Origin of the sequence: Candidatus Salinivivens marinus (assembly GCF_965655845.1) — a bacterium.
GTDB lineage: Bacteria > Pseudomonadota > Alphaproteobacteria > Rhodobacterales > Rhodobacteraceae > Salinivivens > Salinivivens marinus.
In genome coordinates, this window is sequence record NZ_CBFHHX010000005.1 from 170,584 (window position 1) to 179,869 (window position 9,286).

Consider the following 9,286-nt stretch of genomic DNA (forward strand, 5'->3'; position numbering starts at 1 on the left):
AATTAATGAAGTATGATTTTATAATTGTTGGCGCCGGTTCGGCTGGCTGTGTGCTAGCAAATCGTCTCACCGAAGACGGTAGAAATCGTGTTCTTCTCGTTGAAGCTGGACCAAAAAACAATGCTTTGTCTCTTAAAATTCCAGCTGCAGTTCTAAAAAATCTCCAAACTACCAAATATAACTGGGCCTACCTCGGTGAACCTGAACCTGAATTGGGGGGACGTACAATCACCCATGATCGTGGCAAAACACTGGGTGGGTCCTCATCTATAAACGGCCTATGCTTTATTCGTGGTCATGCACTAGATTTTGAAGGATGGCGACAATCGGGTTGCGAGGGCTGGGGCTATGCAGACGTGTTGCCTTACTTCAAACGCCTTGAGAATTACTCCGGAGGTGAGAGCGAATATCGGGGCGGTAATGGTCCTTTAGTAGTTCACAGGCCCAAACCTCAAAACCCGTTATATAAGGCATTTCTCGACGCTGGTAGTGAAGCAGGGTATCCAGTCACCGATGATATCTGCGGGTATCGCCAAGAAGGGTTTGGTGTTTTTGACATGAGCATCGATAATGGCGAGAGAAACAGCACGGCGAAGGCCTATCTTGATCCAGCCCGACCAAGACAAAATCTAAAAGTTATAACCGATGCGCAAGTTCAAAAGATTCTTTTCAATGGCAATGAAGCTATTGGTATTAGCTACAACAAAGCAAATGGAGAGACCATTAAAGTTGAGGCATTGCAAGAAGTCATCCTAAGTGCAGGTGCGGTGGGCAGTCCACAGTTGTTGATGCTATCTGGAGTAGGCCCCGCCTCACATCTAAAGGAACATGGCATCCCTATTGTTGCAGATCTGCCAGGCGTTGGCCAAAATCTCAACGATCATCCTGATTTTGTCCTCAAATATCGGTGCCTACAGCCAGTTTCTATTTGGCCCCAGACTCGGCTCATTGGTCGAACATTTGCCGGGATTCGCTGGATCTTACGCCGTGATGGTATCTGTGCTTCGAATCAATTCGAAGCTGTAGCCTGCGTACGATCAGGAGCCGGAGTTGAATATCCTGATATTCAATTAACGCTTTCACCCGCCGCAGTAGATGACCAAACATGGAAACCTCTACCTGAGCATGCTTTTCAAATCCATGTTGGACTTATGCGTAACTTCAGTCGAGGCAATATCACTCTTCGGAATGCTGACCCCGCAACACCACCGCAAATTCTAGCAAATTACTTGAAGGACCCTCGTGATCGCGACCTGTTACGCAAAGGCATAAGAATTGTACGTGAGATTGTGAAACAACCTGCATTCAAGCCATTTTGCGGCGAAGAAATTTATCCTGGCAATGCCACGCAATCAGATAGTGGGTTAGATGTCTGTATTGAAGAAAAACTTAATACACAATGGCATCTTTCCGGGACTGCTCGTATGGGAGCTAGTAACAACCGCGAAGCAGTAGTCGATCCGAATGGTTTGGTTCATGGCATCTCAAAGCTACGAATTATAGATGCATCAATCATGCCTGCGGCAACCAATGGAAATACCAACAGTCCCACCATAATGATTGCCGAAAAACTCAGTGACTCTGTTCTAGGGAAACCACCTCTTGATCGAATAGAGGTGCCAGTATGGCAAAACAAAAATTACGAAACTTGCCAGCGTTAATGCTTGTTAGAGGAATTAAGAAATGATTGCATATGTGATGGTTGGGACAAACAACCTGGAAAGTGCAGTTAAATTTTATGATCAATTAATGCCAAAAATGAATATGATCCGTGTAGAACTTAATAACGATTTTGCTGCTTACTCTCTTCTAAACAAACCAGAAAATATTGAATTTTATATAACCAAACCCTTTGACGGTAACCACGCAAATTCTGGAAATGGGACTATGATCGCATTCTCGGTAGAAAACATTGAAATCGTAGCAAACTGTCATAGAGCAGGTATTGATGCAGGAGGAAAGGATGAGGGCGCTCCAGGTTATCGACCTGCGGATGGAAAAATATACTATGCCTACGTTCGAGATCTCGACGGAAACAAACTCTGTTTCGTACATGACAAAGGGTGATCATGATGACTAAACCTGGGCTAGCCCTCCCTAATTTAGGTAATGCGCATCCCGTTTATACGGGTAGTAATTCATTATCACCTTTTCACGAGTGCTATGCTAACAGAAATACCATTCTGCGATTGGCGGCTGGTCGGTTTTTTGTCCATTACAATGGAGAAGACATCCAGCAAGCGTACTGGGCGTTGCGAAATAGAGCTGCCCTTTTTGATGTTCCTGAAAGACCCCTTGAGATAAGCGGACCAGATGTTGTTGAATTTTTAAACCGAATTTTTACTCGCAACAGCGACAAGCTGAAAGTTGGTAGCGGACATTATACGCTTGCCTGCACCCACCAAGGTGGCCTTTTTATGGATGGCATCTTATTTCGCCTCGATGATAAAAAGTATTGGTTCGTGCATCCTGATGGTGACCTAGATACCTGGTTTCTCGCTCATAAACATAATTATAATGTGTCAATTTCTGACCCACAATCGCGCGTCCTTCAGTTGCAAGGGCCAAAGTCGCTTGCAGTCATAAATTTAGCCACAAATGGTGGTGTCGATCATTGCATGGGATATTTTAAAGCTGGGTTTTATACAATTGGGGAACAGTCAGTATTCATATCGAGAACGGGATGGACTGGTGAATTAGGGTATGAAATATACACACTTGGCCAAAATACAGATTATATGCGTTTGTGGAACGAGCTAATCACTTCTGGTAAAAAATATGGAATGATTTTCAGTAGTATGCAGGCTATGAATATTCGCAGAATAGAGGCAGGTATTCTAGATAGTGGCAGTGATTTTGATACAAGCATGGCACCCGATGAAGCGGGACTTCGCAGATTTGTCGATAGGGATAAAAAATATTTCATCGGATACGAAGCCCTTAAAAAGAGGAATACGGGCAACCGAATTCATGGGATGCTAGCACGGAGCTATACACCGAAGGGTGGTGATTTTATTCATGATGGCAAAAATATTGTGGGATATGTAACGACCGGCACCTATTCACCTGAATTCAATGCAGGAATTGGTTATGTCAGATTTAACTTGGCAGAGGATCACATAGGAAACAATTATTATATTGGCAATTTGGATAGCTCTAAGCATACCTGTAAGATTATTGCTTTACCTTTTTACGACAAAAATAAGAAAAAATCTAAAATGGCAAAACTTGACTTACAGGAAAGTATAACTCTTGATATTACCAACAAAACTGGAATGAATTAATTATGGGACTCACTAGTTCACATTGGGGAGTTTATGAGTTTGTAGTCAAAAATGGACGGCTTTCAGAACTTAATCCCTTCAGCCAAGATCCTGATCCATCGCCAATTGGTCCATCAATAATTGATTTACTTGAGGATCGCACAAGGATAACCAAACCAGCAGTACGTGAGAGTTGGCTGAAAGGTGGGCCCGGAACAGCAACACATAAAAGGGGTAGTGAACGTTTCATTACATTAAGTTGGGATGAGGCTGAAAAACTTGTAGCAGATGAACTAAAGCGCGTCATCAAAACAAAGGGTAATCAGGCAATTTATGCTGGATCATACGGATGGGCGAGCGCTGGCCGTTTTCATCATGCTCAAAGCCAGGTTCACCGTTTCCTTAATTCGATCGGCGGGTATACCTCATCGAAAAACACTTATAGTTATGCTGCCGCTGAAGTCATCATCCCACATGTTTTGGGCGGTAATTTAATGGAATTATTGACTTTGCAAACAAGCTGGCAATCTGTTTGTGAAAATACTGAGTTAATGGTAGCTTTTGGAGGATTGCCTGCATTTAATAGTCAGATCAGCAACGGTGGAACTGGTGCTCACATCCAACGGCTCGGGGTAATAGAGGCTGCCTCAGCTGGTACAAAATTTATAAATCTGTCCCCACGTCGCTCTGATGTAAAATCAGATATTGACGAAGCATGGTATACGTTGCGACCCAATACCGATGTAGCTGTAATGCTGGCTATGGCCTATCAGTTGCTTACTGAGGATTTGCACGATGACTATTTCCTAAATAAATACACCGAGGGTTTTGAAAAATTTCAAGCCTATTTGCTTGGCCGGAAAGATGGCGTTCCCAAAACACCTGCGTGGGCCGCTGATATCAGCGGTATGGTTGAAGAAGACATCATTGCCTTGACGCGTGAGATGGCTAAGAAACGAACTATGCTTACAGTCAGTTGGTCGTTGACCCGCCAGCAGCATGGTGAGCAGCCATTCTGGGCAGTAACTGCTCTGGCTGCAATGCTTGGTCAAATGGGCAAACCTGGCGGTGGAGTAGCCTATGGCTATACTATAACAAATTACCTAGGCAACAATGTTTTCAAAATGCCATATGCTCCCCTTCCTCAGGGGAAAAACTTAGTAACTGATTTCATTCCGGTTGCTCGGGTAAGCGATATGTTACTGAATCCTGGCCAGAAGTTTGATTATGATGGTCGTGAGTACACTTATCCAGATATTGATATGATCTACTGGGCCGGAGGTAATCCGTTTCATCACCATCAAGATCTTGGTCGATTGAGAAAAGCCTGGGAGAAACCTTCGACTGTCGTTGTAAATGAATGGTGCTGGAATGCTCTAGCGCGGCATGCCGATATAATCCTTCCCTGCACCACCACGCTTGAAAGGCAAGATATTGGAATGACACCTCGTGATCCTTTTGTGATTTCGATGGACAAGGCCATTGAGCCTGTTGGTGAGGCTAAGAACGATTATGATATTTTTGCTGGAATAGCGCGCCGCATGAACACCGAAGATTCTTTTACCGAAGGCCGATCTGCAGAAGACTGGCAAAAATGGATTTGGGAACAGTCATGTAAGCGAGCTGCAAAATTAAATGTTCAAATGCCCGATTATGAAAGTTTCCGTGAAGCCGGCTTCTATAAATCACCCGATTTAAAAGAAGACCGCATTTTTCTATCAGATTTCTTTAAAGATCCTGACAAAAATCCCTTAAAAACTCCCAGTGGAAAAATTGAAATATTTTCTAAGACAATTGATAGTTTTAATTATAATGACTGCCCGGGCCATCCGACATGGATGGAACCAGACGAATGGTTAGGCGCAGAAGAGAAAGCCTATCCACTGCATCTCATCTCAAACCAACCTAAGACAAAGCTCCATTCACAGATGGATAACGGGACTTTGAGTTCCTCGATAAAAATAAAAGGCCACCAGCCATTAGAAATGAACCCCGATGACGCAAAATCTCGCGGTATTACTCAGGGTGACATCGTTAGAGTATTCAATGGTAGAGGTTCCTGTCTATGTGGAGTAAACATCACAGCTGATGTTATGCCAGGAGTGGTTATCATAAGCACTGGCTCGTGGTATGATCCTGCTGAGCCTAATGATCCTAAAAGCATGTGTAAGCATGGGAACCCTAATGTGTTATCACCTGATATCGGCACCTCAAAGCTGGGCCAAGGCCCAGCAGCTCATAGCTGTCTAACTGAAATCGAAATATATGATGGCCCTGTTCAAGATATAACTGCTTTTAACCCACCAGAAATTATTGAAAAGAAATAGGAAAGACCAATGATTAAAAATACTTCCATGCAGCCACGTCGAAGTTTCATTTTTGTGCCAGGACTTAGACCTGATATGTTTCCCAAGGCCCTCGCCAGTGGTGTAGATATTGTTTGTGTGGAATTAGAAGATGGTATCGCACCAAAGGATAAGGCAGAGGCTCGACAAAAAGCCCTAGCTCTATTTAGTAAACCACAGCCCAATGATGGTGTTGAACGCATTGTTCGTATCAATTCAATGCGGGAGAAATTTGGGATTGAAGATGTAAATGCCATCTTATCTGCCAAAACCCCACCTCCCGCACTTATGATGCCAAAGGTGCGGAGCCCAGACGAAGTAAAAATGTTGGATCAACTATTATCGGAAGCAGGGCATGATACCCGTTTACACGTCATCATTGAAACCAATGAGGGCTTAGAAGCCGCCTACGAAATTGCCCATTCGAGTTCTCGAATAGATGCTATGTTCTTTGGTGCTATTGATATGGCGCCTGAATTACGTTGTGACATGGCTTGGGAACCTTTGCTTTATGCACGTTCAAAGGTGGTTCATGCAGCAGCTAGTGCTGGTCTAGACGTTATAGATGTACCATATATGGATTTAGAGGACCTCGATGGTATGAGAGTAGCCGCCGAGCAAGCACGTATGCTCGGTTTCTCTGGTAAGGGCTCAATACACCCCAAACAAATTCCTATTCTAAATGAAGTATTCACACCATCGCCCGACCAAATTACTCGTGCAAGACGGACTATTGCTGAATTTGAAAAAGCAGATACTGGTCTTGTTGTAATTGATGGAAAATTGATCGAAAAACCTGTATTGAGGGAAATGTATAGAATGGTAAGCATCGCTGATAGAATGGGGCTTTAGGACTCTCTTACCAAATATTCAGATAAACTTAATTAACAATTTAGTAGATTTTAGTTGCTGAATATGCCTAGATAATTCATTCTGAGACTAAAATATTGCTATTCCAAGATGGGAAAAATTAATTGACCAAAATATCCGAAATGCCAGCTGTCGGCAGACGCTTTATATCAAATCTTGAGCTTACAGTTCCAACTAATTATTCATGGACAAAACCAGTACCCGCCAATGAGCGGCGTGTATCAATCGTTTCGACAGCAGCCGTTTCAAGACGAGGCGACAAGCCATTTTCTTGGCTTGCGAAGGATTCAAGGACCATTCACAAAACTGACCGTGACTTGGTAATGACACACGTCGCTGTAGAATTTGACAGATCTGCATGGCAACAAGATCTAAACACAATTATACCACTCGACAGACTAGAAGAAATGGCAGCCGATGGAGAAATTGCTTCAGTTGCAGACGAGCATTATTCTTTCATGGGTGCAGCAGATCCTGTTACGATGGAAAAATCAGCACGAGCAGTTGCGGCTCAAATGAAGGAGGAAGGTGTAAACACGGTCTTTCTAATACCCATATGACCGTTTTGCACGCGCGCCGTGTGCGGGCTGGCTCATTATTTTGAATCAGAAGGTTTATCAACAATACTGGTAGGTTTCGTAAGAGAACACATTGAAGTAATTCGCCCCCCTCGTTCTTTGTTCTTGGATTTTCCAATGGGAAGAAGCATGGGAAAGCCTAACGACCCAGAATTTCAGAAAAAAGTAATTCGTGCAGCATTCGAATTACTGGAGGCAAGCGACGGCCCTGTCATCGAAGATTTCCCCGAAATTATTCCTGTTAAGGAGGGGCGCATGGGCTATGCGCTACCACCTGAGTTGGTTCTGAATGTAAGTGACATTGGCGATGTAGATGTTATTCTATCCGAAGTCAGAAACGAAATGGAGGCTTTAAGACCAGATTACGCCGCCGCAATCGCAGCGCGGGGGCGCACAACAGTTGGTGCCAGCGGGCTTGCGATCGAAGAGTTAGCGCCCTTCGTTGCTAGTTTTCTCGACGGAGAAATTCCAAAAAGTCCTAGAAAAGGCATGCCTGCAATTCCACTTCTGAAACTAGTAGTCGAGGATCTGGAAGCCTACTACACCGAAACACGCACCCACCGCGACAATATCGATGACTTAGAACTAATGGGAGAGTGGTTTTGGGAAAAAACCAAAGCAGGGCGGCTTCTTTTATTACTTGAAGCTGTATCTCTCACCTCCAAAGATAAGGTTATGCTTCAGATCGTCGAGATGTCCCTTATGGCACCTCGTTTTTGGTCTGAGGGTCCGTTGCCAGGAACGTCCGCAGCAGGTTGGTAATACCAAAACGACATTATCGAAAATGGATATAAGATTAAGAATTGCCAGTCTAAGGATATCTTATCTTTATTTAATATATGAACTTTTACTATTGCGTATTACTGCAACACGCTGGCAAAATGTCTACATTCCCATGACACAGGATTTCAAGGATAGGCAATTTCAAGTTTATGATCCAGAATTAGTTTAGTTTAAAGTCGCTATGAAAGGTTAAAGACAATGTCCACCGCACCCTCTCTGACCAGCATGGCAAAATCGGCGGGTTGCGCTGCAAAGATTGCACAAGCTGATCTAGCCCAAGCGCTAGCCCATCTTCCCAAGGCGGATGACCCAAATTTATTGGTAGACCACGCTGGATCTGATGACGCTGCAGTTTATCAGCTTTCTGCTGAACTAGCACTAGTCGAGACCGTCGATATTTTCCCACCGATTGTTGATGATCCATTTGATTATGGGAGGATTGCTGCCGCCAATGCCCTTAGTGATATCTATGCCATGGGCGCAAAGCCGATTAGTGCCCTCAGTTTTGTTAGTTGGCCGATTGAAGTATTAGGCGTAGATCAGCTCGGTGCCGTTCTAAAGGGCGCAGCCAGTATTTGTAGCAAAGCTGGAATTTCGATTGCAGGTGGCCATTCAATTGTTGATAAAGAGCCAAAATTTGGTCTTTTTGTGACAGGCGTAGTACATCCAGACAAAATCATCGATAATACTGGCGTAAAAGAAGGTGATTATTTAGTCTTAACTAAAAAGATTGGCACAGGTGTGTTAACTACAGCCGCCAAACGAGGATACTTAACCTCCAGCAGATTAGATGAGGCCATCCTGTCGATGACCACTCTCAATAATACTGCAGCCTCAGTAATGATAGATAATAATATAGACTCTGCTACTGATGTTACCGGTTTCGGTTTGCTTGGACATCTTGGTAATATGCTGAAAGCATCCTCAATTACTAATCAAAAAAAACTTGGTGCCAAGCTGTTCTATTCTCAAATACCCCTCTTCAAAGGTGTAGGGGATCTCCTTGATAAAGGCCTCTGCCCATCAGGTACTGAGCGCAATCTCAAAACTGCAGCTCCACTAACAACATTTTCGGCCGACATAAGCCATAACTTTCAACTCTTGTTAGCAGATGCGCAGACTTCAGGTGGCTTACTGATGTCGGTACCAAAAGCCCGGCTTAAGACACTTTTGACCGACCTTAAAAAAAATAGTGTTGTACCTTGTGCAGTAATTGGCCAAGTTATAGAGACTAAAGAACCAGGTCAGATACAGGTCGAAAGCTAACACTTTAAAGGCCATTAAAAAGCCAATAACCAAAATTTCTTCTTAAGTTAAATTTTTGACTACAAATTAATTAAAATATTTGGCGAAAGAGCGTGGGAGTCGAACCCACCAGAGACGTGGTACGCCTCTCACTAGATTTGAAGTCTAGGCGCCCCACCAGGGTGCGATCCTCTTCCACATA

Annotated in this window: 8 protein-coding genes and 1 tRNA gene; 8 read left to right on the top strand and 1 reads right to left on the bottom strand. The window is 43.7% G+C overall.

The genetic code is table 11. The features are described from left to right. The first annotated feature begins 5 nt into the window (after nt 1-5). The 8 genes from ACTF5Q_RS06500 to selD all read left to right on the top strand — a co-directional run bounded on the left by ACTF5Q_RS06500 (nt 6) and on the right by selD (nt 9,105). Nucleotides 6-1,661 (top strand): choline dehydrogenase, encoded by a 1,656-nt coding sequence (locus ACTF5Q_RS06500; protein WP_438953828.1) that lies wholly within the window; start codon nt 6-8, stop codon nt 1,659-1,661. Between the two features lie 22 nt (nt 1,662-1,683). Beyond that, nucleotides 1,684-2,067, top strand: a complete 384-nt coding sequence (locus ACTF5Q_RS06505; RefSeq protein WP_438953829.1) for a VOC family protein — start codon at nt 1,684-1,686, stop codon at nt 2,065-2,067. Nucleotides 2,068-2,069: 2 nt separating this feature from the next. Next, nucleotides 2,070-3,284 (top strand): aminomethyltransferase family protein, encoded by a 1,215-nt coding sequence (locus ACTF5Q_RS06510; RefSeq protein ID WP_438953830.1) that lies wholly within the window; start codon nt 2,070-2,072, stop codon nt 3,282-3,284. Nucleotides 3,285-3,286: 2 nt separating this feature from the next. After that, complete coding sequence (locus ACTF5Q_RS06515) at nt 3,287-5,590, top strand: molybdopterin guanine dinucleotide-containing S/N-oxide reductase (protein ID WP_438953831.1); 2,304 nt, start codon at nt 3,287-3,289, stop codon at nt 5,588-5,590. A gap of 9 nt (nt 5,591-5,599) precedes the next feature. Next, nucleotides 5,600-6,460, top strand: a complete 861-nt coding sequence (locus ACTF5Q_RS06520; protein ID WP_153902188.1) for an HpcH/HpaI aldolase/citrate lyase family protein — start codon at nt 5,600-5,602, stop codon at nt 6,458-6,460. Nucleotides 6,461-6,582: 122 nt separating this feature from the next. Then, entirely contained in the window at nt 6,583-7,038 is a 456-nt protein-coding gene (locus ACTF5Q_RS06525; protein WP_438953832.1) for a glycine/sarcosine/betaine reductase selenoprotein B family protein, read from the top strand. 135 nt (nt 7,039-7,173) lie between these two features. Further along, nucleotides 7,174-7,818 (top strand): hypothetical protein, encoded by a 645-nt coding sequence (locus ACTF5Q_RS06530; protein ID WP_438953833.1) that lies wholly within the window; start codon nt 7,174-7,176, stop codon nt 7,816-7,818. A 219-nt stretch (nt 7,819-8,037) separates the two neighbouring features. Continuing rightward, a complete protein-coding gene (gene selD, locus ACTF5Q_RS06535; RefSeq protein ID WP_155537883.1) occupies nt 8,038-9,105 on the top strand; it encodes a selenide, water dikinase SelD in 1,068 nt (355 codons plus the stop codon). A gap of 80 nt (nt 9,106-9,185) precedes the next feature. On the opposite strand, the gene ACTF5Q_RS06540 is transcribed toward selD, so the two are convergent. Continuing rightward, a tRNA-Sec gene (locus ACTF5Q_RS06540) sits at nt 9,186-9,281 on the bottom strand. Between the last annotated feature and the right edge of the window lie 5 nt (nt 9,282-9,286).

Bases quoted from the DNA above. Each gene is read 5' to 3' on its own strand.
- ACTF5Q_RS06500 (WP_438953828.1), top strand. From the start codon at position 6: ATGAAGTATGATTTTATAATTGTTGGCGCCGGTTCGGCTGGCTGTGTG.
- ACTF5Q_RS06505 (WP_438953829.1), top strand. From the start codon at position 1,684: ATGATTGCATATGTGATGGTTGGGACAAACAACCTGGAAAGTGCAGTT.
- ACTF5Q_RS06510 (WP_438953830.1), top strand. From the start codon at position 2,070: ATGATGACTAAACCTGGGCTAGCCCTCCCTAATTTAGGTAATGCGCAT.
- ACTF5Q_RS06515 (WP_438953831.1), top strand. From the start codon at position 3,287: ATGGGACTCACTAGTTCACATTGGGGAGTTTATGAGTTTGTAGTCAAA.
- ACTF5Q_RS06520 (WP_153902188.1), top strand. From the start codon at position 5,600: ATGATTAAAAATACTTCCATGCAGCCACGTCGAAGTTTCATTTTTGTG.
- ACTF5Q_RS06530 (WP_438953833.1), top strand. From the start codon at position 7,174: ATGGGAAGAAGCATGGGAAAGCCTAACGACCCAGAATTTCAGAAAAAA.
- selD (WP_155537883.1), top strand. From the start codon at position 8,038: ATGTCCACCGCACCCTCTCTGACCAGCATGGCAAAATCGGCGGGTTGC.